The sequence below is a fragment of the Anaerolineaceae bacterium oral taxon 439 genome (genome assembly GCA_001717545.1).
Taxonomy (GTDB): domain Bacteria; phylum Chloroflexota; class Anaerolineae; order Anaerolineales; family Anaerolineaceae; genus Flexilinea.
Window position 1 is genome coordinate 258,255 of sequence record CP017039.1, and the last position, 25,062, is coordinate 283,316.

The window sequence follows — 25,062 nt, forward strand, 5'->3', positions numbered from 1 at the left end:
CGGTCATTTCGATTAGAATTAATTCAGTTCATCTTTCAATAAAACCGCCCGATTCCACGGCGGAAGAAAAAGCAGGAGGACGCAAAGCTTATGGCATATTATATCGGTTGCGATTTAGGCGGAACGAACATGCGCGCGGCGATCGTCAATTCTGAAAGCGGCGCCGTTTCAAACCTGGAAATTGTCCCGACGCTGGGGCGGGAAGGACCGGACGGCGTTTTACCGAGAATGGTCAATCTTTTCGCAACAATCATCGGGAAAGCAAAGCTGTCGATGGCCGAGGTTCAGGGAATCGGGATCGGGTTCCCCGGCATGATCGATACGGAACGCGGGATTACGCGTTTTATTACCAACCTCCCGGGGCATTGGATCGACGTCCCGGCAGCGGCGTTTATCGAGAAAGAAACCGGAATCCCGACGTTCCTGCTGAACGACGTTCGCGCGATTACCTGGGGCGAAATGATATTCGGCGCGGGGAAAGGCTGTTCCTCGATGGTGATGTACGCGCTGGGGACGGGCGTCGGCGGCGGGATCGTGATCAACGGCGAGCTGCTGTTAGGGAACTCCGGTCAGGCGGGCGAGCTCGGCCATATTACCGTCGACCCGGTCGGACCGCTCTGCAACTGCGGCAACCGCGGCTGCCTTGAACAGTATTCTTCCGGCCCGGCGATCGTCGCCGCGGCGCTGAAAGCGATCGCGCACGGCGGAACGACGATTTTAGGCGAGTTGGTCGAATACGACATGAATAAAATGACGCCGGAAATCGTCGCAAAGGCAGCGCTGGCGGGCGATAAAAACGCGAAAAACATTTTTGAACAAGCGGGTATACATTTAGGCATCGCGATCGCCGATTCGCTCGTCCATATCGAACCCGAGCGCGTCGTCATCGGCGGCGGAATCTCCCGCGCCGGCGAACTGATCCTCGAACCGGTACGGAGAACGGTCCGGGAACGCGTTTTCCTGATCCCGCTGAACAAGGTTCAAATTACGCTGTCTGAGCTTGGGAACGATGCCGGCGTGATCGGAACGTCCATGTGGGCGGCGCACCAGATCAACAAGCTTCGGAAAAAAGCGGACGGATAAACCGATTCATCTCAGCGCCTGATAAGGACGAACCGAAAGCGTTCCGTCCTTATCAGGGGGTTCCGAATCGGAAGAATCGGTTTCCGGCTGGAACCGCCCACACAAGTTAATCAGGACCGACCGCGTATTTTTCAGGAACGCTGCCGGGCGCATGATCTTTTCATCGGCGATCCACTTGCAGATCATCGCCGCGACAGCGTCGCCGCAGTACACCGCGAAAAATTCCGCCGTTTCCTGATCCGGGAAGGCGCTTTCGCTCAACTTACGAGCGTAGGCGGCGATAGACTGCGCCAGGTAGCCGCGCAGCGCGGGCCCGACAGCGCTTTCGAAGCACTTTCGATAAAACTCATTCTCCCGATAAAGATAGGAACAGAGGAGTCCGAAAACCTGCCAGGCGTCCGCTTCCGACTGCGGCGGGATCTGGTCGATGAACTCATGCTGAAGGATCCAGGCGACGAGCGAGAACTTATCCGCGAAATGATAATAGAAGCCCTTTCGCGACAGTCCGCACTCGACGCAGATATCGGTGACGCTGATCTTCGTAAAGTCCCGGGTTTTCGACAGCGCTTTCAGCGCCGCGGCATACTTTCGCTTTGACAAAATAGATTTTCGCATTTTCGTACCTCGCGTTCCATAGAACAAAATAAATCGAAGCACCCTTTTGGAGAGGAAATACTATTCAGGAATCGAGTCAGATAACTTCGAAGGGCTATATATGTCTATAAGTTATTTTACGCGTTGAAGACGAATGATGCAAGTAAAAAATCTGAAAATTGAAAAAAGCAAGCTGGATCCTGTCTGACGTCCGAATTTTGCAGTTCTTAAAAAAGGCGGCGCCTCGTTAAAACAGCGAGGCGCCGCCTTTCAGATCTCCCTTTATCCGGCGTTCGAAACCGAGGTTACCATGAACCCCGCGGAGGCGATCGCCAGCTTGACCGCCTCAACGTCCGGCGCGTCCTGATAGCTGACGACGGCTTCGCGCCGCGCTAAATCGACTTTGGCCGCGTGCCCCGGAACCGCGTTGATCGCCCGCGTCACGTTTTCCTGGCAGCGGGCGCAATGCATTCCGGAAATCCGGATGATAAACGTTCCGGAAACGCGGGTCAGCTTCTTCGCCGGTACCCGTTTCGCCGCCCCTTCGCAGCAGCTCTTTTTCCCGCTCAGGCGCCGCAGAAACGAGACCAGACAAAGCGCGGCCAGCGCCGCCAGAGCCAGGACGACCAGAACCGTAACCCATCCGTCTTTCATCTCTGAACCACCTCCCAGAATACGATCGGACGGGAGATCCGCCCGCCGCCGGCGCACCCACGGCACTTATCGCATCCGCAGGCGCAGTCAGCCGCGTCAAAAACGGTTTTTTTTACATACCCGAAGCGCGCGTAATACTCTAATCGCGCCTCGATCATCTCCGTCGAGAGCGACGTCCGCCGGACCAGCTCCGGCGTCGATATCGTTCCACAGCTTCGCAGCGTCTCCAACAGCGATTCCATCGTCCATTCGCCTTTCAGCTCAGAAAAACAGCCCCGCGACATGATACGTTATCATCGACAAAATCAACGCGGTCGCGATATAGTACAGCGCAATTTTCAGCGTCCAGCCCAGCGAATGGGTTTCCTGATACGTCGACGACAGCGCCATGACGCAGGGGACGTTAAACGTCACCGCGACCATAAACGCCAGCGCTTCCGGCTTCGAAATCGCGCTGCTTACGAGCGAACTGAGGTTGGCGTCCTTCGCCGCGGTCCCGACCGTCGAAGCGAAAATACTTCCCGACCCGGCGAAAATCGCGCTGAGGACGCCGAGGACGGCTTCTTTCGAAACCATCGACGCGACGAACGCAAGGAACGTCTGCCACCCCAGCCCAAAGATCCGGGTAACCGGTTCGATCGCCTTCCCGATCAGGTACAGGAAGCTGCCTTCGACGTTTCCGTCCGACGAATACGACATGAAGTAGAAAATGACCGAGACGATAAAGACGACAGCGAACGCCTTCTTGAAAACCTCCCAGACGCGGTTCAGCGTCATCCGGAACATCGCGCCCCAACGCGGCTTATGATACGGGGGGAGCTCCATGATCAGGCCGGTCCGCTCTTTAACCGGGTTCAGCGTCCGCCCGAAGATTTTCGCGGTAATGAAAATATGAACGAACATGATCGCAAACAGCAGGAGCATAACAAGAATACTCCCCCAGCCGAAGAACGCTGACGCCAGCGTCGGAATGACCGCGAACGTCGCGCCGCAGGGGACGGCCCAGACCAGCGCGATCGTCAGGATCCGCTGGCCCCAGGAGTCGACGACCCGCGTTCCCGCCGCCCCGCCGATCGTGCAGCCGACGCTGATCAGCATCGGCATTACCGATTTACCCTGAAGCCCAAGCTTATACATCGCGTTGTCAAAGACGTAAGAGACCCGCGCCATGTAGCCGATTTCCTCGATCAACCCGAAAACGAGATTGACTCCGAATACGAACCCCAGCATGGAAAGCGTCCAGGAGAGGGACAACACGAGCGTGCTCTTGATGAAAGAAATCAGGCTCTCGGCAACGCCAAGACCGGCCAATTTTTCGACGAGACCGCCTAAGAGCGGAGGAATCAGCGCCGAAAGCCCCATAATCGGCGCGGCAACGATCATCGACCCGATCAGGCCGAGAATAATCAGTCCGATCGCGATCGGCTTCCCCCAGAACGGATGAATCGCGGCGCGGTCAAACCGGGTCAGCAGCCGCGACGGTTCTTTCGTCTTAACGATCACGCCGTCCAGGACCGACTCGATCCAGGCAAATTTACAATCCCCCGCGTACAGCGGGCCGTCCTTCGCAGATTCGATCAGCGCGCGCACCGCTTCGTTCCCGGCCTTGACCGCGATTTTCGCAGCGACGACTTCGTCCTGTTCAAGGAGTTTTATCGCCAGCCATTCCTTCGAGAACCGGTCCATCCCGCCGTCCGGCGCGAGGGCGAGCGCTTTCTCATAGAGCCCCTTCGACGATCCTTCGGCGAAAAACCGGTACAGGCTCTTCGCATCGAGCGTGACCGGACGGTCCAGCGCGGCGTCGAGCTTCTCGAAAAAATCCTGGTACGTTCCCTTGTCAGGGGCGACGATCGCGGCGACCGGGATATTCAGCCGCTTCGAAAGCAGCTCAACGTCGATCTTCTTCCCCTGATCCGCGGCGACATCGATCATCGTCAGAACAAGCAGGACCGGCGTCCGGATCCCGGCGATATCGGCGAGCATGAACAGATTTCTTTCCAGCTGGGAAGCGTCGGCCAGGACGCAGACCAGATCCGCGCCGCCGCCGGCGATCGTATCCCGGGTAATGATTTCTTCATCGGAGTTCGCGGAAAGGCTGTACGAGCCGGGAAGATCGGAAACGAGGTACCGCCTTGAACCTCGGGAGAAAGAACCTTCTTTCTTCTCGACCGTCTTTCCCGGCCAGTTGCCGACGTGCTGATGCGCCCCGGTCAGCGTATTAAACAGCGTCGATTTTCCCGAATTCGGCTGGCCCAATAACGCGATCTGAATCTCATTTGCCATTTTACAATACCTCCACCAGGATATGATCCGATTCCGCGCGGTTCAACGCGATCATCGTGTCGCGGCCATAAACGAGGAGCGGACAGGATTTCACATTCTGCATCATTTCAATTTCACAGCCTACGTTCAATCCGATCGAAGTAATCCGCGAAAGATAGCGTCTTTCGCCGGACAGCTCCGCGATCCTGGCTTTTCCGCCGGTTTCCAATTTTGTCAAAGGTATCATATATCGTCTTTTATCCTTTCCTATGCCCTGGTTCCCGGGCAAATCGGGAATTTAATTCCTGAACGTCATGGGAGCGCGAATAAAAACCCTCCGAAGGAACGATCGGACGCGTCAACGGCGTTCCAACCGGCATCCTTGAGTTAGCCATAACTACGCCCGTTAAATATACCACCATTCAGATATTCCGGCAGTATATTCATTTACAGAAGTCAAAACATGGAAAAATAGCGGGACGAAATCGCTCGTCCGCTTCGCTTACTCCGCCCGGTACAGCTCGTCCAGCCGGGAGACCATGCGGTCGATCGAATAAAAATTCTGGATCCGCGTCCGAGCGGCCGTTCCGACCGCCGTGCGCTCCTTGGCCGGGAGCGCGAGAACGCGGCGGAGCGCGTCCGAAAGATTTTCCCCGTCGCGAACGATCTCTCCGCCGTATTGAACGAGCTCAGCGCAGTCGCCGACGTCCGTCGCGATACAGGCGCAGCCGCAGCTCATCGCTTCGCCGAGCGCCAGCGGAAAAGCTTCGCTGATCGAAGGCAGCACGAAGATATCGATTCCGTTCAGGATTGCGGCGACATCCCGCTGTTCGCCGAGGAGGATCAGCCGCGATTCGATTCCCGCCTCGCGGACCCAGCCCATCAGGACGTCGTTCCCCGCGTCCATTCTCCGCCCGGCCAGAAGCAGCCTGACATCCGGCCGATCCGCCGCTGCGTCTCGGAACGCACGGATAAGGCCCTGATGGTTCTTCTGCGGATCGAAGCGGGCGACGTTCCCGATAATCAGGTCGCTTTCGCTGATTCCATGCGCTTCGCGAAAGCGCTTCCGCTTTTCCGCGTCCGGGGCGAAAACGGCCGTATCGAATCCGTTCGGGACGAAGGCGATTTTATCGGCGCGATAGCCGCGCTGAACGTGAAGCGCCGCCGCGGTCCGGGAACAGGATAATATTTTCCGGGGAAGCCGCCCTGATAAAAACGCGAGCGCGCGAACGACGATCCGGGTCGAAGCCTTCGCCTCAGGGCTGAATTCGGAGTTATGCAGGCTCCAATAAATCGGGACATGCGTCCGGATCGCGGCCAGCGACGCAAGAAAATCGGCATGGTAGAGCCAGCTATGGATCAAGTCAGGCTGAAACGCGTCCACGCAGCCAATCAGCCGCGCCAGAGCGGAAAAACTGAACCGCCCCGGACGCATGTTCAGGCAGACGACATTAAAACCACCGGCACGGAGCGTTTCAACGAGCGGGCCACCCCCGCTTAAACAGACGACCTCGGACGTAACCTGATACAGCGCGAGTTTAGGGAGAACCCGGGTCAGCATGACTTCAGCGCCGCCAACGTCAAGATCGGTAATTACATGCATCACGCGAAGAGGTGCGTTCGGTTCGTTCATATTCCAATTATAGCCGCGCCGCGGAAGAGAAGGCAGGGCGGGCTGTCAATCTTCCAAAGCGGACGCGAGCTGTTCCCGCCAATCCGGGATCCGGAGCCCGAACGCGCGCTGAATTTTATCGGTATTCAGCGCGGAATACGCCGGACGGACCGCCGGCGTCCGGAAATCGGCCGTCCGCGCCCGTTCAATCCGGACGGAACGTCTTACGCTGAGGGGGGCCCGCTGAAAGACAGCCTGCGCCCATTCGTAGCGCGACGCCGCCCCGGCGGAAGACAGGTGGAAAACGCCATGATATCGCTTCGCCCAATCGGCGAGCCGTTCCTCCGGATATTCGAGCCCGGCCTTCGCCAGAAGCTGCGCCAGCGCGTCGGCGACGAACCGGCTCCAGGTCGGGTTCCCCACCTGATCGTCAACCACGCGGACAACGTCGTGCGTTTCCATCCATGAACGCAGCTTTAAGACAAAGTTATTTCCACGATCGGAATACAGCCAGGCTAAACGGAATACGATCGACGCTTCGGATTCGCATAAAACGTTTTCCTCGCCGCGAAGCTTGGACGCACCGTACCGGTTCACGGGGTTGGGCCGGTCCGTCTCCAGATACGGCTCGCGTTTCTCTCCGTCGAAAACGAAATCGGTCGAAAAATGGATCATGCCGATTCCCCGCGCGGCGCATTCCGCCGAAAGCATTCCCGGCCCATCCGCGTTGACCGCGAACGCCGCCGGCGTTTCGCTCTCGGCCCGGTCGACGTCGGTATACGCGGCGGCATTGATCACGAACGAAGGCTGAACGCTGTCGAGCGTCTTTTGGATACACGTCCGATCCGTAATATCCAGCGCCGGATACTCGGCCGCCGTTATCGGACAAAACGAAATCAGGCTGCGGCGAAGCTCATAAGCGAGCTGGCCGGATCGACCAACGATCAGGATCGGTTTCCCCATCAGCTATTCTCGTTCCCCGCGACTTTCTCCAGGTAGGACCGGAAAGATAAATCGACCGTTTTCCCGGCTAATTCGAGGAGCTTCGCACGATCGATAAAGCGCATCCTGAACGCGATTTCCTCAGGACAGCTGATCCGCATCCCCTGCCTGGATTCGATCGCCTGAACGAAAAGCCCGGCCTGAAGAAGGCTGTCGTACGTTCCAGCGTCCAGCCACGCGATCCCGCGCCCCATGACTTCGACCGAGAGCGATCCGTTCTCTAAATAGATTCGATTTAAATCGGTAATCTCGAGCTCGCCGCGCGCCGACGGCTTCAGTCCGCGCGCGAACGCGCAGACGCGATGGTCATAAAAATAAATTCCTGGAATCGCGTAATTCGACTTCGGATTCTCCGGCTTCTCCTCAAGCGACGTCGCCCGTCCGGCCTGATCAAAGCTGACGATTCCGTACCGTTTCGGATCGGAAACCTCGTAAGCGAAGATCCGCGCGCCGGACGTCAGCTTCGCCGCCGAACGCATCCGTTCCGGCAGCGTCGTCCCATAAAAGATATTGTCGCCGAGAACCAGCGCGGCGCTCCCGCCGTTCAGGAACGCTTCGCCGATGATAAACGCCTGCGCCAGTCCGGCCGGCTCGGCCTGTTCCGCGTATTCGAACGTCATCCCCCATTGCGAACCGTCGCCCAGCAGTTTTTTAAACAGCGGCAGGTCCTCCGGCGTGCTGATGACCAGGACTTCACGAATCCCCGCAAGCATCAACATCGAGAGCGGATAATAAATCATCGGTTTATCGTAAACCGGAAGAAGCTGCTTGCTGACCGACAGCGTCAGCGGATACAGCCGGGTCCCTCTTCCGCCGGCAAGGACGATACCTTTCATCGCTGCGGCCCTGCCTCTTCGGGTTCCCTCGCGCCCGTTTCCGCGGCGTTCCCGCGCCCGGAATAGTTCCGCTCGACCCAATCCGAATAGGCCTTCCCGGAGAGAATCCCGCTGAGCCAGGCGCTGTTGGAGATATACCAGTCTACCGTTGCGGCAAGGCCTTCTTCGAGACAATGTTTCTGCGTCCAGCCTAACGTCCGCCTGATCTTCCCGCTGTCGATATCGTAGCGGAAATCGTGGCCGGGACGGTCCTGGACGAAAGTAATTAAATCAGCGTAGGAAGCCCCGTTCGCGCGCGGACGCTTCCGATCCAGAATCGAACAAATCGATTCAACGATCGACAGGTTGGTCGGCTGGTTATCGCCGCCGATACAGTACGTCTCGCCGGGCGTCCCCTGATCCGCGATCCGATAGATCGCGTCGCAATGATCCCCGACATACAGCCAGTCGCGGATCTGATCCCCTTTCCCGTAAACCGGGAGCGGTTTTCCAGCCAGCGCGTTGACGATGACCAGCGGAATCAGCTTCTCCGGAAATTGATACGGCCCGTAATTATTGCTGCAATTGCTGATCGTTATCGGGAGGCCATACGTCGTCCAGTAAGCACGAACGAGATGATCCGACGAGGCCTTCGAAGCGGAGTAGGGCGAGCGCGGCGCGTAAGGCGTCGCTTCATTAAACGCCGGATCGCCGGGCGCCAACGCGCCAAAAACCTCGTCCGTTGAAACGTGATGGAACCGGATTGCCTGTCCGGTCTCGTTAATGACGGCGCGAAGCGATTCGAGCAGCGTAAACGTTCCGACAATGTTCGTCTGAATAAACAGGTCCGGATTTTTAATCCCGCGGTCCACGTGCGATTCTGCAGCGAAATGCACGACGGTATCGATCGAGTATTCGCGAAGGAGCTTTTCAACCAGATCGCGGCTGCAAATATTGCCATGCGCGAAAATCCAGTTAAAATCCATGGGCAGCCGGTTCAGGTTTTCTTTCCGCCCCGCGTAGGTCAGCGAATCTAAAACGACAACCCGCAAGGCCGGGTCCTTCTTCGCCAGATCATACACAAAATTCGTTCCGATAAAACCGGCTCCGCCGGTAACCAGGACATTTTTCATTCGAACACCTCCGACTCCTTAAACCCGGGCGCTTCCCGATCCTTCGGCGACAGGATCGGTTCGGGAAGCTCGCCCCAATCGACGCCAATCTCCGGGTCGTCATAGCGAATCGTCCGTTCGAACCGCGGCGCGTAAGTATCCGTCGCCTTATAGAGAATTTCGGCGCTCTCGCTTAAAACGAGAAACCCATGCGCAAATTTCGGCGGGATCCAGAGCGACTTCGCGTCCGCGGAGTTGAGGACGACGCCGACCCATTTTCCAAAGAATTCGGACGAGCGGCGGAGATCGACCGCAACGTCCAGAATCTCCCCGGAAAGGACCCGGATAAGCTTCCCCTGCGGCTGCTGAATCTGATAGTGCAGCCCGCGTAAAACGTTCCTGACGGATTTCGACTGATTTTCCTGAACGAACTCCGCGGATATTCCAGCCTGCTGAAAAACTTCCTTTCGCCAGCTCTCAAAGAAAAAGCCCCGATCGTCCAGAAAGACCTTCGGCTCGATCAGGATCACGTCAGGAATCGATAAAGGCGTAAATATCATCAAAAAAAACCTGCTACGTTATTTTTTCAAAATACATCTGATCAAAGGTCAGCCGCGGCGAATAAAAAGGATCCGGCCTCCGATAAATTTCCGGGTACCGGCCGATCAGCCTCCGGAAATCGCGTCGGATCGTTTCCAGCTCCGCCTCGGTCAGCGTTTTCCCGCGAGACGCGGATTCATAATGAACGAGGCGCGCGAACGGCGTAAACAGGTTCGTTTTTCCGCGCGCGAACGCGGCAAAGCATATCTCGATATCATTATACACGATCGGGAGATCGGCCGGAAATCGCCCGATCTCGTCGAACAGCGCGCGCCGCATCATCAGGCACGCGCCGGTCACGGCCAACGCGGGGGTCAGCTTGCGCGTCGCGCCGTGATACGACGGCGCGGTCTCCGCCAGCCCTTCGTACACGTGAAAAAGCCAACGTTCCCCGAACGAACCGAAGCTGACGCCCGCGTGCTGAATTTTCCGATCGGGAAAAAGGAGCTTCGCCCCGACCGCGCCGACGTCCTCCCGGATCGCCAGAGAGACCATTTCCTCCAGCCAATTCGGACTCAGAACTTCGGTATCGTTATTCAAAAACAGCAACAGCTCCCCCTTCGACCGCTCGACGCCCCAGTTATTAATCAGCGAAAAATTAAACCGGCCGGGATAGCGGATAACTTTTCCAGGAAACGCCGGATCCGCTTCAAGCTCTCGATAATAAGCCTCGATTTCCGGCGTCACGCTGTTATTCTCGATAATCAGGATTTCGTAGTTCGGGTACGTCGTCCGTTCCCGGATCGACGCGACGCAGCGCGCCAGCAGCTCGCGCTGATCCTTGTTGGGGATCAGGATCGAAACGAGCGGAGCGGAGCGGAGCGCGTAACGGACGCGCCGGCAGGGGAGCGCGCGGAGCGGATAAATCCGCGCGTCGATCCGCGTCCGATTGAGATGGGCGCGGAGGGCTTCGTTTTCGAGCGCGAGGACAGCGGCGCCGGCGGGGTCATGCTCCGCCGTCCAGTGCGTCAGGATTTCGGGACAATGATCCACGCGGGAGGCGGCTTCCACAAGACGGAAGGTCAGCTCGGGCCAGCTGATCGCTGCGCCCGGCGCGGCGGCGCGAAGGAGAAGCTCCCGGCGCGCGACGCAGAGCGGCCGCAGCAGGTTTTCCTGGCGAAAGGCGTAGATATTAAAATCCGGCTTGAACCAAGGCTCGGTCCGCCTCCCGGAAGCGGTAAGCCGGTCCGTATCGCCGTAGATCAGTTCGGCGTCCGCCGAATCCAGGATCGCCCGCCGGACCGCCGGGATTCCCCGTTCGCTGAATACCGCGCCGTCCTCGATCAGCGCGAACCAGCCCGCCTTCGGAAACGCCTCCATCAGCGCGCCGGCTTCGACGGTTATTTCTTTCGCGCCCTGGATCATAAAACGTCCGTCGGGCATGACCCGGACTGGGACGACCTCGGGCGCGTCCGCCGGAAGCGGAGGGAACGCCGGCTCGTTTCGAAAAATCCAATACCGGTATGAATTAAGAACCTTTCGAACCGTCGCGTTGTAAACCGGAAGGAGGAGCGAACGGAGCGCGCGAATCCGCTTCAGCGTTTCAAACATGATCGGCGCTTCCTTCGGATAAATGGAGCCAGTGAATCGCGGGATCGGTCAGCTTGAACCAGTTCGCCTGACGTCGGACGTAAGTCCGCGTCGCCTTCCGGATCGATAAAACCGCGTCTTCGAGCGTCGCCGTCCCGTCGATCACCGCGGCGAGCTGCGGATAGCCGATCGCGGAAAGCGACGGCAGCGACGGCGAATATCCCTGATTGAGAAGCCCCCTGACCTCGTCGAGAAAACCGTCGCGGATCATCCGGTCGATCCGCCGGTCGATCCGCGCGTAGAGCTCGGCGCGATCGCGGATCAGGCCGAGAATTGTCGCCCGATAAGGCGATTCAACCTGACGCCGCTGATCGGAAAAACGGCGGCCGGTCGAAAAGGCGACTTCGAGCGCGCGGATCGTCCGGCGCATGTTCTGATATTCGATCCGCGCCGCGGCGGCCGGATCCAAAATCGCCAGCTTTTCATGCAGCGCCTTCGCGCCGATTTCTTTTCCATACCGCTCTAAAACGGAGCGAAGCTTCTCGTCCGCGTTCAGCTCCGGCGGAACCCAGCCTTCCAGCAACGCGCGGACATACTGACCCGTCCCGCCGACGACGATAACGTTCTTCCCGCGCCCGGCGATATCCCGGATCGCGGCGTCGGCTTCGCGCTGGAACCGCGCGAGGCTCCAACGTTCGTCCGGGTCGGATACGTCGATGAGATGATGCCGGACGCCGTCCATCTCGCCGCTCGTCGGTTTCGCCGTCCCGATCGTCATCCCTCGATAAAAATAACGCGAATCGGCCGAAACGATTTCGGCGTTGGACGCCTTCGCCAGCGCGATCGAAAAGGCGGTCTTTCCGACCGCCGTCGGCCCGACGATCACGAGAATCGGTATCCGTTCCGTCGCGCTCATCTTCCTTCAGCAGCTTTCGTTCCGGTCATGATCCGCTCAGGCCAGGCGGGCCGCGCCGACGAAGCTGTCGCGCAGGTGCGGAACGGAAAGGACGTCGTCGATATAAACGCCGTTCTTCGCCTGGGAAGAATGAATCATTTTCCAGCCGCCCAGACTCATTCCGACATGATCGATCGAGCCTTTTTTATCGCCGAAAAACAGCGCGTCCCCGGCGACAAAAGGATGCTTGATTTCATGCCCCTGATCGAATTGCATATGCGCATCGCGCCGCAGCTCGATCCCGCTGCAGCGGTAAACCAGCTGGACCAGACCGGAGCAATCGATCCCGAACGCGCTTGACCCGCCCCATAAATAAGGTACGCCGATCAGCTTCCACGCGCTTTCACAGAGATCCCGGCGCAGCGCGTCGCCGGGCTTCGGGAAATCGTTGAACGCGCGAAGCGATTCCTTTTCAACCCAGCCGATCTCCGGCGCGTAGATCAGCGCGCGGCTGCCCGACTCGTCAAGGATCGACGTATATGTCCCGGCTAAAACGCGGGTCAGGATTTCGTCCCCGCTCGAAGCCGCGTAGACGAGCGCCGAGGGCGCGCTGACGATATGCGTCGCGGGGGGGAGGGTAAACGTTTCGAGATATTTTTTATACGTGTAGCTCAAATAGCCGTCGCGGAGATTGCAGCCGTAAACCCAATCGCCCTCGTCGCGGATAACGGCGACCTCGTCGCCATAGAAGAGCTGCGTCGTCATCTCGCTGAGAAATGAGACGCCGGCGTGCATCGAGGTAATATTCTTCGCGACGCGATAGATTTCCGTCTCCCCGGTCAGCAGGACCTTAACCGCGCTGGTATCGACTTCCTGAACGCCTTCCAGCTCGGCGAAAGCTTCCTTCCTGAAATCCGATAACGTCTTTTCGCGGAGGACCTCGCCGCCAAGGATCAGCTTCCCTTCCTCGAACGACAGGAGCGAAAGGGCGACGATCGCCAGATTCTTCTCAGCGCCATATTTCTGGTTAAATTTTCGGACATAAGTTTTTGCGTTTTTCTTCATATTTCCTCCTTTCGCGGATCCGTCCCCAACGCGGACCCGCCGAACAGGCCCCGCGCTTCCTTCTTCAGCGCGACGCCCAGCCCGAACCCTGCCGTCGGAAGGAGCGAACCTTTTTCATCATACGATAATCCCTCGAACGGGTCGTTCGCGGTTAACAGCGGCGTATCCAGGTCGATCCAATCCGCCAGGCTGACGAGCGCGGCCATCGCCGATACGCCCGCGGACGTTTCAACCATGCATCCGAGCATAACGCCCATTCCGTATTCCTTCGCGCGCCGGGCGATCGCGACCGCCGGCGCGATCCCGCCGCATTTCATCAGTTTCACGTTAACACCGCGCACCCCGGCTTCATGAAGCCGATCGATATCCGCCAGCGTCCGGACCGATTCATCGGCGACAACCGGCAGCCCGGTCGCTTTCTGAACCCGTCCCATTCCAGCGATATCGTCCGCCGCCGTCGGCTGTTCCACGAGTTCCAGATCGTATTTTTCCAGCCGCCGGATCAGCGCGATCGCCCCTTCCGCGTCCCAGGCCGCGTTCGCGTCGACACGGATCCGCGCGTCGGGACGGGCGGCGCGGATCGCTCGGATCCGCTCTTCGTCGAGCGATTCCTTTCCCGGGGTTCCGAGCTTGACCTTCAGGAACGGGAAGCTTTTCACGCGCAGCGCCGCCTCCGCCATGACTTCCGGACGATCGAGGCTGATCGTATAGGACGTTGGAACCGGGGCTGGGCGCGCCAATCCTATCAGCGCATACAGCCCGACGCCGAGCTTCCGCGCCAGACGGTCATGATAGGCGATATCGAGCGCAGCGGCGGCCGGCGCCGGAATTCCCGGCTCGATCGCCGCTGGGATCTCGTCGACCGTCTCGGGGAAGGATTTTCCAGCCGCGCGCCCCCAGGCCGCAGTCATCGCCGCGAACGGGATCCCATAATAAAACGGGATCGTCCCCTCGCCAAATCCGCCGTCGTCCGTTCGGATCAGGAACGCGGTCCGCGTCGAAGACGAGCCGTAGGATACGGTAAACGGCGTCTTCAAAACCAGCTCGTATTGAACCCATTCTATTTTCTTCCGCATCTTCTCCCCCATTCCGATTAAATTTCCGGATCCCCGAACCGCATTCTTAAGTACGATTCATAGCGCCCGGAATCGATCGTCCCCGCCGCGACCGCCTCGCGGACGGCGCAATCGACCTCGCTTTCGTCATGCGTACAGTCCGAATAAAAACAGCGCGAGACCAGCGGGCGGATCTCGGGAAAATACCCGTCGAGCTCTTCCGGCTGAATATCCCATAGGCCGAGCGTCTTGATTCCCGGGAGGTCGGCGATAAAACCGCCTTCCTTCAGCGGGAACATCTCGCGGACGACGGTCGTATGCCGCCCTTTGCGGTTGAAATCGCTGATCTCGCCGGTCTTCAGGTCGAGCGTATCGTCCACGCAGTTCAGCAGCGTACTTTTCCCCACGCCCGACGGGCCGAGCAGCCCGCTGATCTTTCCGACGACGCGTTCCCGGAGGAGCGCGCCGGTCCGCTCGTCCTTCGCCGATACGAAAACCGTTTCATAGCCCAGCCGGGCGTACGCAGCAAAGCGCGCCTTCGTTTCCGCCTCGTCGACGAGGTCCAGTTTATTAATCACGATCAGCGGATGAATCCGCTGCCGTTCGCAGATGACCAGAAAACGGTCAAGCATCCGCAGCCTCGGTTCCGGATCCGCGGCTGCGAAGACGATCAGGACCTGATCCAGATTCGCGATCAGAACCTGCCTGTACGGAACCTTCGTCCCAGTCATCATCCGAACCCATTCGGACGTCCGCGGGAGCACGTCGGTAATCATTCCCGAGCCATCCGGGAGCGGTTCGAAGGTCACAAAATCTCCGATCGCAATGATATCGGTATGCTGCGCCCTGGATTTTATCTTCCCGCGGGCTTTACAGGTCACCAGCCGACCGTTCGCGAAAACGTAGAAAAAATCCGACGCAAAACGCAGCACGCGCCCCTGGTCCGCCATATCAGGCCTGTTTCTTCGCGCTGAGCGAATCCATCCGGCCCCTTTACGGCTCGGGGGTTTCGGTCGGCGGCGTTTCCCACGGCGCGCGCGTCGGGACCGGCGTCTTCGTCGGCGTCGCCGTCGGGGTCGGCGTCTTCGTCACGTAAACCGCCGCTTCCCAGGGATACAGGAGCGTCGCCTGCCCATCGAAGTACAGCTCGATCACGCGGCGGAAAATCGGCGCGGCGTAATCGGAGCCTTCGCCGATATTTTCGACGAGGACCGCGACCGCGATATCCGGTTTATCCGGATTATTTTCGTCGGTGAACCCGGCGAACCAGGCATGCGGCTTGACGCCCGGGCCTGTCTGAGCCGAGCCGGTTTTTCCCCAGACCGGATAACGCAGACTGCGGAAGACATGCGCGGCGGTTCCGCGCGGATTCGACGTCACCATCGACAGCGCTTCACGGATAATCTGGAGCGTCTGGGCGGAAACCGGGAGTTTCCCCTGCTCCTCGGGCTCAAACGCGTATACAACTTCGTCATCCGGGCCGATAATCTGTTCGACGACCTGCGGACGGTAGAGCGTCCCGCCGTTCGCGATCGCCGCCATGAAGCGCGCGACCTGAAGCGGGGTCACCAGGACGGTCCACTGACCGATCCCCATCTGAACCGAGGATAATTCTTCTCGCGGCGTCTCGATTTTTCCCGGCGCTTCTTCGATTTCGCCGACTTCTGTCAGCGATCCCAGCCCGAATCCGCGCGCCATGCTCGGGAGATAATCCTGGCCCATTTTCCGATACAGCTGCAGTCCCAGTTCGTAATACCAGGGATTGCACGAGCGCATCAGCGATTCCTGCAGGTTCAGCCGTCCGGATGGCGAAATTTCATGTTCCTTCGTCCAGTCGTACAGCGTGATCCCTTCGAGCCCCGTCCATTCATACGGGCAGTCCATTTCCGATTCGACCGTATACAGGCCGGATTCCAACGCCGCCGCCATCACGATCGTCTTGAAGACCGATCCGAGCGGATATTGACCCTGGCTCGCGCGGTTATACATCGGGCGCTCCGGCCCGTACAACGCGTCCGCGGAATAAGAGGAGTTGTAATTGACGTAGTCCAGCAGGTTCGGATCGAACGTCGGCGACGAAGCCAGGCCCAGAATCCTGCCAGTGTCGACTTCCAGGACGACGATCGCGGCGTTGAACCCATGAATCGCGCGCTGCAGGTCGTATTGAAAATCTTCGTTAAACGTCGTATAAATCGAATTCGCCTGGGTCGGTTCGATCCGCTGAAGACGGGTTATCGCGTTTCCGTCGGCGTCGGTTACGTACATGGAAACGCCGCGCTTTCCGGTCAGCATGTCCTGACCCCATTTTTCGATCCCGAGGCGGCCGACGCGCTCGTTAATCGCGTACCCCTCGCGGCGCATCTCGTCAACCTCTTCCACGCCGATCGGCTGAACGTAGCCGACGATATGGGGCGCGGAACCGCCGAAATAATAGAAACGCGACGCGTCGTAGCGGCTGCTGAAAAGGCCGGTATACTGCGACAGGCTGGAAATCCGGTCCTCGATATCCGCCGCCGGGACTTCGCCGACCGGAACGTAATCGTACGCGTTCGCCTCGGTCAGGATCTGGTTGATAATCTGAGGCGTTTTCCCGGTCAGCCGGGACAGCTCGCTGACGAGCCCTTTCCAGGCCGATTCCCCGACGCTCGCGGGGACGACTCCGAGCGCGTACGCTGCGGTTTCCGCCGCCATCGGAACGCCCTCGATATCGTAAATAATCCCGCGCGACGGGACCGTCGTATCGAGCTTGATCTGGTTCCCGCCGCGAAGCTCGGGCATCAGCATCCCGTCTTCCCATTGGATCTTCCAGGCGTCGCCTTCGTAGACCATGTTCATTTCCATATCCCGCTCGAACGATCCGGCGACCTTCGTATCGTAGACGGTATGGTAACCGACCTGCGCGCTCGTCGGGTTCGTCAGCAGCGCGGTAATCGACGTCGTCAGCTTGTCCAGCGTCAGATTGATCGACGTCGACGTATAACGTTCAGTAAAAGCGTCATATGAAATCGCATCCCGGGAAACCTGCGAAAGCAGGTTATACATCCCAATATAGTCCTCGTTTTCCCAGGCCTTCAGGAACGCTTCGGCCGCCTCGCGCGAACTCGGGACGGACGTCACGTGGATCACGGGATCGGGCAGCGGGGTCGGCGTTTCCGTGTCAACCGCGACCGTCGGCGACGCCGTCGGCTCCGACGTGGGAATCAGGCCGCATCCGGAAGAAGCAGCCATGGAAATCAGCAGGACCAGCATCAACGCTTTCTTCATCTTTCTACCTCTGTACTTCATTCAATACGCTTTCTTTTTTTATATTTCTTACCGGCGCGGCCGCCGATACCGTTTCACGTGAAACCGGCATGCCGCGTTTCAGCGCCGCGCAGTCCAGATCGCAGTACCCCTCCAGCCGATACCGGCAGCTCTTTTCCGCCGTTTCGGCCGGCGCAGCGTGCATTCTTCTCAGCAGCGCGTCCAGATGACAAATCGGGAGGCCGACAACCGACGCGTAGCAGCCGGCAAACGACGAAACGAGACGGAAATCCGGATTTTGAATCGCGTAGCCGCCCGCTTTTCCGAACGGATCGCCGCTTTCAACGTACGCCGAGATCAGGTCCTCCGATAACAGCGCCATGTTGACGGTCGTATCCGTCGCCGTCGCGGTCAACGAGAATCCGCCGGATGTCTTCATCCCAACCACGAGCGCAGTATGGACCACATGGGCCCGTCCGCTTAAAGCGCGGAGCATCCGGAACGCATCCTCCCGGGAAACCGGCTTTCCAAAACGGACCCGTTCCAGCGCGACAATCGTATCCGCGGCGATCAGGATTTCTCCAGGACGGACGCTTTGCCGCGCCGCGACCGCGAGCCATTTTTCGCGCGCGACCCGGTCGCAGTACGCGAATACGTCTTCGCCCGGAAAAATCGACTCGTCGATCTCCGCCGGCAGAACCCGGAATGAAAGGCCGTACCGCCGCAATATTTCGATCCGGCGCGGCGACCCGGAAGCCAGAACCATGCCGATGTTCTCTGAACCGGTTGTCATAGGATAATTCTATCAGATTCTCCTGACCGACCGCTTTTCCCGCCCGATCGATCGTCGCGCGGTTCCCTGAAGCGCCAAAGAGGGGCGGGCCGATCGCCCCATCGGAAAGCGAAATCGACCGCTTACAAAATCCCATTCCGGGGTTCCTGTTTCAGATAAAGGAAAATTTCTTCCTGAATCTGAACTGCACATCCGATCATAGTACAATTGGTTTTAGAAGAGCAGTATTTTAAATTTAAAATCAAAAACAGGATTGCACACATGCAGATTCAACGGGATCAATACCTGAACCGGCTTCTCGAGGATCGAGGCAATCGCCGGATCAAAATCGTCACCGGCGTGCGCCGCTGTGGAAAGTCGTATCTTCTTTTTAAGCTGTTCAAGGACCGACTGATCCGCGAGGGCGTCGCGGAGGACCACATTATTGAAATTGCTTTTGACGATCGGAAGTTTAAAGATCTCCGCGACCCGGACGAATGCTACCGCTATGTTACGGGACGAATCGATGAAAACGATCCGAATCCAACTTATGTCCTGCTGGACGAGGTTCAACTGATGAAAGAGTTTGAAGACGTGTTAAACGGATTTCTTCATCTTAACAACGCCGACGTTTTCGTAACCGGGAGCAACTCAAAATTTCTTTCGACCGATATCCTTACGCAATTCCGCGGACGGGGCGATGAAATTCGCATGTACCCGCTCACGTTCAGCGAATTCAGTTCAGCCTGCTCCGGAAGCTGGGATGAAGTCTGGGAACAATATTATACTTTCGGCGGGCTCCCATACATCTTAACGCTTTCGTCGGTCGCGAAAAAAGCGGAATACCTTCAATCCCTTTTCGAGGAAGTCTACCTGCGGGATATTCTCGATCGGAATCAAATCCGGGGAGATTCAGAATTTCGGATATTAATTGACGTTATCTCCTCGGCGATCGGTTCGCTCACCAATCCGCAAAAATTATCCGCCGCGTTTAAAAGCGCGGGAAAGACGGATATTTCCCCATCGACGGTCGCCCAGTACCTTCATTATCTCGAGGAAGCGTTTTTAATTAAGTCCGCGGCGCGATATGACGTCAAAGGGAAAAAATATATCTCAACGCCGAAAAAAATCTACTTCGAGGATGTCGGGCTGCGGAACGCGCGGCTGAACTTCCGCCAGAACGAAGAGAACCATATCATGGAGAATATTATTTTTAACGAGCTCCGATACCGTGGGTTTTCGGTCGACGTCGGCGTCGTCGAAGTCAGCGAGAAAAGCGAAAGCGGCGCCTATCGCAGGAAGCAGACGGAAATCGACTTCGTCGCGAACCGCGGGAACCAACGGTATTACCTGCAATCGGCGTTCACGCTCCAGACGGAAGAAAAAAAGAATCAGGAGAAACGCCCGCTCCTGAACGTCAGGGACTCGTTCCGGAAAATCCTGATCGTACGGGACCCGATCCTGCTCCGGAGAGATGAAAACGGGCTGGTCACGATGGGGATTAAGGAATTCCTGAGCGACGAAGGCAGCCTCGACCGATAACCGCGCGATTTCCCGCCCCGGCCAGAAAAAGCCGGCCATATCCCGGATTCACGAAGTTTAACGCCCGACATGGAAATCAAGCGCTTTAACGATCAATGAGATTTATCTATTCGCTGTCTTTTTCCTTACAACTTGTAACGCATCTATGGTAATCCTACAATACCAGGAGTGATCCTGTGAATGGTAACCGCTGCAGAACGACTCAAAAGACTTTCCGTATTTTAGCCGAAAGCTCCGCCAGTTCTTCTCCGGAAAGGGTTTCCAAATGCTCTAACTGATCCAGAATTTCCGCTATGGAGGCCTTGTATTTTATGGATACCATGTCATTATAAAAGGCCACGATGACCCCGGTGACCAGACCGACGATCAGTATGGTATATAACGTGATCAGGACAGAGAGAATCCTTCCCAGGATCGTGACAGCCACCAGATCCCCAAATCCCGCAGTGGAAAAGACCGAATAACAGTACCAGAGCGCATCTCGGTAATTCGTGATCCCCGGCTCTGCCAGCAGGATAAGGAAAGCATCCAGAAAAAAGAATATAACAAAGCCCGCAATCAGCCTGTACGCATGCGTCTTTTTCAATATCCCGTTTAAAATCCGTAACCGTTTCATCTATATACCCTCTTAACCGCCACTTTTCAGCCGCTGAATCTGGCTCTGAATACAACACAGCCCTTCTCATGTGGGAGTCTATGCGTTTTCGGACTGCTTCGCATGGACCTGACGCAGCTTTCTCTCATAATGAAGCTCCAGCAGCTGTTCCAGGTTTCCTTTGAAATATGTACATGGGCTGTGCCGCCGGTCCGGATCCGCATGCAGGTTTTTCTGTCGGATCCGATGGCAGCCACCGGTGCAGATCGGGAAATAAAAGCACTCTTTGCATTCCTGGGAATCCAGGTAAGAACAGCCCACCATGCCTTCTGCGATGATCCCCAGATTCCAATTATCAAAGCGGTCGATGCTTCCAACCACCTTGTCCCGAAGCCCCACATCGTCCCAGCACTTGTACAGCTCTCCGTCCGGGCCTACCACGAAGGCGTTCCTCTTCGTCAGCGTACAGCCGCCGAACTGCCTGCGCGGATAGACACTCAAAGGGCTGATCCCATGCTCATTCATCATTTTAATGAGAAATTCGCCCTGGGCCTCCGGCTCGAAGAAACAGCTGACGTCCGGATGGTCGTCCCCCTTCACGAATCCCGGATAAACCGTAACCCGTTTTCCAAACGTTTCCGGATAGCGGCTGGAGATCATGTGGTAAACATCGTAGAATTCTTCCTCGTTCCGGGCATCCACATTCACCCGGATATGGACCATCCCTTTGAAATCCGAAGACATGACCTTATCTACATTCTCCAGGATGCGGTCATAGGTCGGCGCCCCGTTCTTTAAATACCTTCTTCCATCATGCGTTTCTTTTTTTCCATCCAGAGTGATCTGAAGATAAGAAACTCCCAGCTCATTCAGGCGCGCTATCTTCTCCTCGTTCAGGAGATATCCGTTGGTGATCAGCGATGCGTGGACCCGCTTTCCCATCTTGCGGATCCTGGAATTGATCATCAGCATCCTGTCAAACGCCAGAAGCGGCTCTCCACCGTACCAGATCAGGTAGACATTTTTTGTCCTGTAGTGTTCGATGAAACGGAGAAGCTTTTCCGCCACTGCTTCCGACATGGGTCTTCCAGTGCGGTTTCCCTCAAAGCAGTAACTGCAGTCGAAATTACATGCCCTGGTAATCGCGATTGTCAGCATGAGGGAACTGGTGGCATACTGGTTGGTGAGCGCGCGCATTTTGGTTATATTGTAAAAAGCATCATCCTGAGAATCCTCCACCAGAAAGCCAAGCGAACGCAGCTGGATATAGAGCAGAGCTGCATCGGAATAATCATATCCCTCCGGATCCTTCATGATTTCGCGCACCATATCCAGTTCCTCCGGCTCCACCTTCAGAAAATTGCGGGAAACGCCATTGAAGAGAAGCCAGCCGTTGCGCCGCGACTCAAAAAGAATACTATACTTGGACCACTTCATCTTTGCAGACCACCTCGTACACCTTCTATTTTGTAAGCTACAGCTATGCGCTCGATTGCCGAATTACTCCTCCGCTTCCTACGATTCAGTAACGGCATCGCAGACATTGGCATTGCAGTCGCCGTAAGCATAGCATGCGTCTCCTTCGCAGGCATTGGCTACGCATCCGCCCAAGGCTGCGCAGGCATCTCCGGCACAGGCATCACCTACGCATCCGCCCAAGGCTGCGCAGGCGTCTCCGGCACAGGCATCTCCTACGCATCCGCCCAAGGCTGCGCAGGCATCTCCGGCACAGGCATCTCCTACGCATCCGCCCAAGGCTGCACAGGCATCTCCTGCACAAACATCTCCGGCACAGACGCCATCGGCACCGCAGACAGCCGCGCCACAGGCCTCCCCCGCACAGACGGCTGCCGCCCCGCAGGCAGCCGCGCCACAGGCTTGTGCCGCACAGGCTGCCGCCGCCCCACAGGCATCCGCGCCACAGGCCGCCACGCTTATCGCCACCGCACAGGCGGAAATGATCAGAACAAAAGATAACTCGAGATTGTTCGAATCCACCTCGTCCGATCCCCCGTCTGACTGCCCCGGATCCTCTCCCGCGCCGCCGGTCACTTTCTCCAGAGCTCGGATATCCAGCTCGTCCGAAATATAATCCGGCTGCACGAAGGTTCCCGCATAGTTCGGATCCCTCTCAATGAACTTCAGCCACACCTCTCCAGGCAGATCCTCCCCGGCAATCTCCGCGAGCGCAGAGGCGGAATCTGCCTGCAGCTTCTTGCGGAATGCTTCATCGGTCTTAGAGCGTTTCATCGCCTTCCTGTAAATCTCCTCCAGCTTCTTCTGTGACCACTTCATAATTTCTCCATTCTCCTCCGCAAAAGAGGTTCACAAATATAAGTGTATATTTTCAGCATCCCGAATTCGGAATGTCTGCATCCGGTTTTCTTCCTTCACAGCACCTGATTCCTTACAAGCTCGTAGAACATGCCTCTCTTTTCCATCAGCTCTCCGTACGTCCCCATTTCCGAAAAGACTCCTTTGTCAAGCACCACGATACGGTCGCAGTCCCGCACCGTGGAAAGCCTGTGAGCAACCACGATGCGCGTTGCGTTCATCTGGGCAATGTGGGCACTTATTTTTGCCTGCGTCTCATTGTCCAGGGCGCTGGTCGCCTCATCGAAGATTAGCACCTTCGGTTTTTTCGCAAGAGCCCGTGCAATGAGGATCCTCTGCTTCTGTCCGCCCGATACCCCGCCCGCGGTCTCCATGACCGGCGTCATCACGCCCAACGGCATCTCGTTCAACGCCGGCTCCAATTCCGAAGCTTTCAATGCAAACGCGATATCCTCCTCCGAAGCGTCCGGAGCGGTTCCCTTGATATTGCTGTAGATGGAGCCGTTGAAAAGACCGCCGTCCTGCAGCACCACTCCAAGATGCCGCCGAAGCTGCACCGGATTCAGCGTCTCCAGGTTGATCCCATCGTATGCAATCTGACCCCGCATGGGCTTTTCAAATCCCAAAAGCAGCCGGAGAAGCGTGGACTTGCCACAGCCGCTTCTTCCTACGATGCCTACATATTCTCCCGGACGAATGGACAGACTCACGTCCCTGAGGACCGGCTCTTCCCAGCTGTCATAAGCAAAGGTGACATGGGAAAGATCGATCCTTCCCTCCAGGCCGGAGATCAGGACGCCCCTGGAAGCGGATTCCGGAGGCGTTTTCAGAATGTCTGATGAATTCCTCAGTACCGGCAGCATCCTGAAGATCATCATGACGCTGCCGGAAACCTGTCCGAAGGCGGCGGAAAACGCACTGAATACCGACACGAAACCCATGAATGCGCCGATGCTCATGCTGACGGCGCCCGCACCCATCAGAGAATAGATCAGGATTGTGGAAACCGCCCCAACGCCCATGGAAGCTGCGGCCGATATCTTCTGGCAGCTGTCATATTCATAAGTCAAGGAACCGCACTCCGAAGCCTTCTTCACATACTCATGAAGGACGAAATCCTCCGCACCCGCGGTCCGCACCGCTTCGATTCCATAAAAGGCCTGGTAAAGGTACGCCCGGATCCTGCCCTTCAGGCGGGAACGCCTGCTCTGCAGATTCTGCAGCAAAAGTCCCGTGGCTGCGGTGAGGAGGGCGCTGCAGGAGGAAAGCAGGAGACCGAGAAGCCCAAGCTGCGCTGAATAGGACATCATCCTTCGGAAATAGAACATGCTGAATACAAGCTGAAGGATCACGGTCATGATGCTGGTGAAAACCGAAATATAGCAGCTGGGCAAGGTTCCGGCGCGCCAAGCCAGCTCGGCGGAATCCCGGCTGCGGTAAAAGCTTTCCTTCATCCGGAAGATCCTGCCGTAAATAGAAGCCTGCAGGCTGTATTTGAGCTTGCTGCTGACCCGGAAGGACGCAAGGGACTGCAGAATGCCAAAAAAGAGGCTGGCCGCCATGAAGGACATCAGGATGCCGCCATAAGCGAGGAGGTTGCGGATATCGCCCTGGGGGATGATCCGATTGTACATCCTCTCATTCAGCCTGCTAAGCGAAAGGGATACGAAGGTCACGAGGCTCATTCCCAGAAGGATAAATGCGAAGTCGCCTGCAGAAAGCTCCTGCATCGCATAATGGAAAAACTTCTTTCCCGTAAAGGCCCCGTCTCCCAGAGGGCGGTAAATCTGACAGACCATCCTTCCGAGTCCAGCCGCCTTTTCCGGATCCAGCCGTTCAAGACTCCCGATCTCCGGGTCGAAATAGTATTTATGCCTCCCCCGCTTGTTCGTAATCGCGACAGGCTTTCCCTCCTCTCCCATGAAAGCCAGCACCGGTCCGATATCTGCGGATGCGATGTCCTCCGGCGTCTCCACCCTGCGAATGTCAAAATCGGAAAGTCTCGCAATATCCTCCACCGTATAGGTGTGCATGGCGCTTCGCAGGGTTTCATATGCCACGATAGGAATCTTCAGATAATCGCAAAGGAAACTCAAAGAAGAGTAAAGGGCATCGGCATGCGCCGCCCTTCTCGCGCTTTTGCGCTCCTTCGTCAGGACGAAAGACGACCGGATCTCCTGTGCGTTTTCCCGCCTCAGCGCCTGCCTCTTCTCTTTATTCCTGCGGATTCTCTCCCGCCTCTGCGCTTCCCTGAAAGAGAGATTCTGTTCCCTCTCAATTCTTTCTGCCATCCTGCT

The 25,062-nt window shown here is 57.3% G+C and carries 23 protein-coding genes; 2 read left to right on the forward strand and 21 right to left on the reverse strand.

The features are described 5' to 3' along the window. Positions 1-90 precede the first annotated feature (90 nt). Positions 91-1,083 (forward strand): hypothetical protein, encoded by a 993-nt coding sequence (locus BEQ56_01270; protein AOH42228.1) that lies wholly within the window; start codon positions 91-93, stop codon positions 1,081-1,083. Between the two features lie 6 nt (positions 1,084-1,089). Here the strand turns inward: BEQ56_01270 and BEQ56_01275 are convergent, their stop codons facing one another. The 17 genes from BEQ56_01275 to BEQ56_01355 all read right to left on the reverse strand — a co-directional run bounded on the left by BEQ56_01275 (position 1,090) and on the right by BEQ56_01355 (position 18,315). Next, the gene (locus tag BEQ56_01275) at positions 1,090-1,698 is read right to left on the reverse strand and encodes a hypothetical protein (protein ID AOH42229.1); all 609 of its coding nucleotides are present in this window, start codon (positions 1,696-1,698) and stop codon (positions 1,090-1,092) included. A gap of 261 nt (positions 1,699-1,959) precedes the next feature. Next, the gene (locus BEQ56_01280) at positions 1,960-2,331 is read right to left on the reverse strand and encodes a hypothetical protein (protein AOH42230.1); all 372 of its coding nucleotides are present in this window, start codon (positions 2,329-2,331) and stop codon (positions 1,960-1,962) included. Next, positions 2,328-2,615, reverse strand: coding sequence for a hypothetical protein (locus BEQ56_01285; GenBank protein AOH42231.1), 288 nt, complete (start codon positions 2,613-2,615; stop codon positions 2,328-2,330). Before BEQ56_01285 ends, BEQ56_01280 begins: the two co-directional genes overlap by 4 nt. Then, positions 2,593-4,614 (reverse strand): ferrous iron transport protein B, encoded by a 2,022-nt coding sequence (locus BEQ56_01290; GenBank protein ID AOH42232.1) that lies wholly within the window; start codon positions 4,612-4,614, stop codon positions 2,593-2,595. The genes BEQ56_01285 and BEQ56_01290 overlap by 23 nt, the downstream gene beginning before the upstream one ends. Before the next feature lies 1 nt (position 4,615). Next, complete coding sequence (locus BEQ56_01295) at positions 4,616-4,837, reverse strand: FeoA domain-containing protein (protein AOH44346.1); 222 nt, start codon at positions 4,835-4,837, stop codon at positions 4,616-4,618. A gap of 258 nt (positions 4,838-5,095) precedes the next feature. Continuing rightward, positions 5,096-6,226: a hypothetical protein gene (locus tag BEQ56_01300; protein AOH42233.1), complete on the reverse strand. Its 1,131-nt coding sequence runs from the start codon at positions 6,224-6,226 to the stop codon at positions 5,096-5,098. 45 nt (positions 6,227-6,271) lie between these two features. Next, entirely contained in the window at positions 6,272-7,168 is an 897-nt protein-coding gene (locus BEQ56_01305) for a dTDP-4-dehydrorhamnose reductase (GenBank protein AOH42234.1), read from the reverse strand. Next, a complete protein-coding gene (locus tag BEQ56_01310; protein ID AOH42235.1) occupies positions 7,168-8,043 on the reverse strand; it encodes a glucose-1-phosphate thymidylyltransferase in 876 nt (291 codons plus the stop codon). Before BEQ56_01310 ends, BEQ56_01305 begins: the two co-directional genes overlap by 1 nt. Next, complete coding sequence (locus BEQ56_01315) at positions 8,040-9,155, reverse strand: dTDP-glucose 4,6-dehydratase (protein AOH42236.1); 1,116 nt, start codon at positions 9,153-9,155, stop codon at positions 8,040-8,042. The genes BEQ56_01310 and BEQ56_01315 overlap by 4 nt, the downstream gene beginning before the upstream one ends. After that, positions 9,152-9,694, reverse strand: coding sequence for a dTDP-4-dehydrorhamnose 3,5-epimerase (locus tag BEQ56_01320; protein ID AOH42237.1), 543 nt, complete (start codon positions 9,692-9,694; stop codon positions 9,152-9,154). Before BEQ56_01320 ends, BEQ56_01315 begins: the two co-directional genes overlap by 4 nt. Before the next feature lie 13 nt (positions 9,695-9,707). Then, positions 9,708-11,285: a hypothetical protein gene (locus tag BEQ56_01325; protein AOH42238.1), complete on the reverse strand. Its 1,578-nt coding sequence runs from the start codon at positions 11,283-11,285 to the stop codon at positions 9,708-9,710. After that, positions 11,278-12,180 carry a tRNA (adenosine(37)-N6)-dimethylallyltransferase MiaA gene (locus BEQ56_01330; protein AOH42239.1) on the reverse strand — a complete coding sequence of 301 codons (903 nt, stop codon included), beginning with the start codon at positions 12,178-12,180 and terminating at the stop codon, positions 11,278-11,280. The genes BEQ56_01325 and BEQ56_01330 overlap by 8 nt, the downstream gene beginning before the upstream one ends. Positions 12,181-12,216: 36 nt before the next feature. Then, positions 12,217-13,224 carry a hypothetical protein gene (locus tag BEQ56_01335; protein ID AOH42240.1) on the reverse strand — a complete coding sequence of 336 codons (1,008 nt, stop codon included), beginning with the start codon at positions 13,222-13,224 and terminating at the stop codon, positions 12,217-12,219. Then, positions 13,221-14,312: a hypothetical protein gene (locus tag BEQ56_01340; GenBank protein AOH42241.1), complete on the reverse strand. Its 1,092-nt coding sequence runs from the start codon at positions 14,310-14,312 to the stop codon at positions 13,221-13,223. The genes BEQ56_01335 and BEQ56_01340 overlap by 4 nt, the downstream gene beginning before the upstream one ends. 5 nt (positions 14,313-14,317) lie before the next feature. Then, on the reverse strand, positions 14,318-15,229 hold the full coding sequence (locus BEQ56_01345; GenBank protein ID AOH42242.1) for a ribosome small subunit-dependent GTPase A: 912 nt from the start codon (positions 15,227-15,229) through the stop codon (positions 14,318-14,320). A 43-nt stretch (positions 15,230-15,272) separates the two neighbouring features. Then, positions 15,273-17,543, reverse strand: coding sequence for a hypothetical protein (locus BEQ56_01350; GenBank protein ID AOH42243.1), 2,271 nt, complete (start codon positions 17,541-17,543; stop codon positions 15,273-15,275). 4 nt (positions 17,544-17,547) lie between these two features. Then, complete coding sequence (locus BEQ56_01355; protein ID AOH42244.1) at positions 17,548-18,315, reverse strand: hypothetical protein; 768 nt, start codon at positions 18,313-18,315, stop codon at positions 17,548-17,550. A gap of 261 nt (positions 18,316-18,576) precedes the next feature. On the opposite strand from BEQ56_01355, the gene BEQ56_01360 reads away from it, so the two are divergent. Then, positions 18,577-19,836, forward strand: coding sequence for an AAA family ATPase (locus BEQ56_01360; GenBank protein ID AOH42245.1), 1,260 nt, complete (start codon positions 18,577-18,579; stop codon positions 19,834-19,836). Positions 19,837-20,038: 202 nt separating this feature from the next. On the opposite strand, the gene BEQ56_01365 is transcribed toward BEQ56_01360, so the two are convergent. From BEQ56_01365 to BEQ56_01380, 4 genes are all read right to left on the reverse strand, one after another. Continuing rightward, positions 20,039-20,452: an Ion channel gene (locus BEQ56_01365; GenBank protein AOH42246.1), complete on the reverse strand. Its 414-nt coding sequence runs from the start codon at positions 20,450-20,452 to the stop codon at positions 20,039-20,041. A gap of 78 nt (positions 20,453-20,530) precedes the next feature. Next, the gene (locus tag BEQ56_01370; GenBank protein AOH42247.1) at positions 20,531-21,760 is read right to left on the reverse strand and encodes a hypothetical protein; all 1,230 of its coding nucleotides are present in this window, start codon (positions 21,758-21,760) and stop codon (positions 20,531-20,533) included. A 186-nt stretch (positions 21,761-21,946) separates the two neighbouring features. Continuing rightward, positions 21,947-22,726 (reverse strand): hypothetical protein, encoded by a 780-nt coding sequence (locus BEQ56_01375; GenBank protein ID AOH42248.1) that lies wholly within the window; start codon positions 22,724-22,726, stop codon positions 21,947-21,949. 95 nt (positions 22,727-22,821) lie between these two features. Continuing rightward, positions 22,822-25,056, reverse strand: coding sequence for a hypothetical protein (locus BEQ56_01380; protein AOH42249.1), 2,235 nt, complete (start codon positions 25,054-25,056; stop codon positions 22,822-22,824). Positions 25,057-25,062 lie beyond the last annotated feature (6 nt).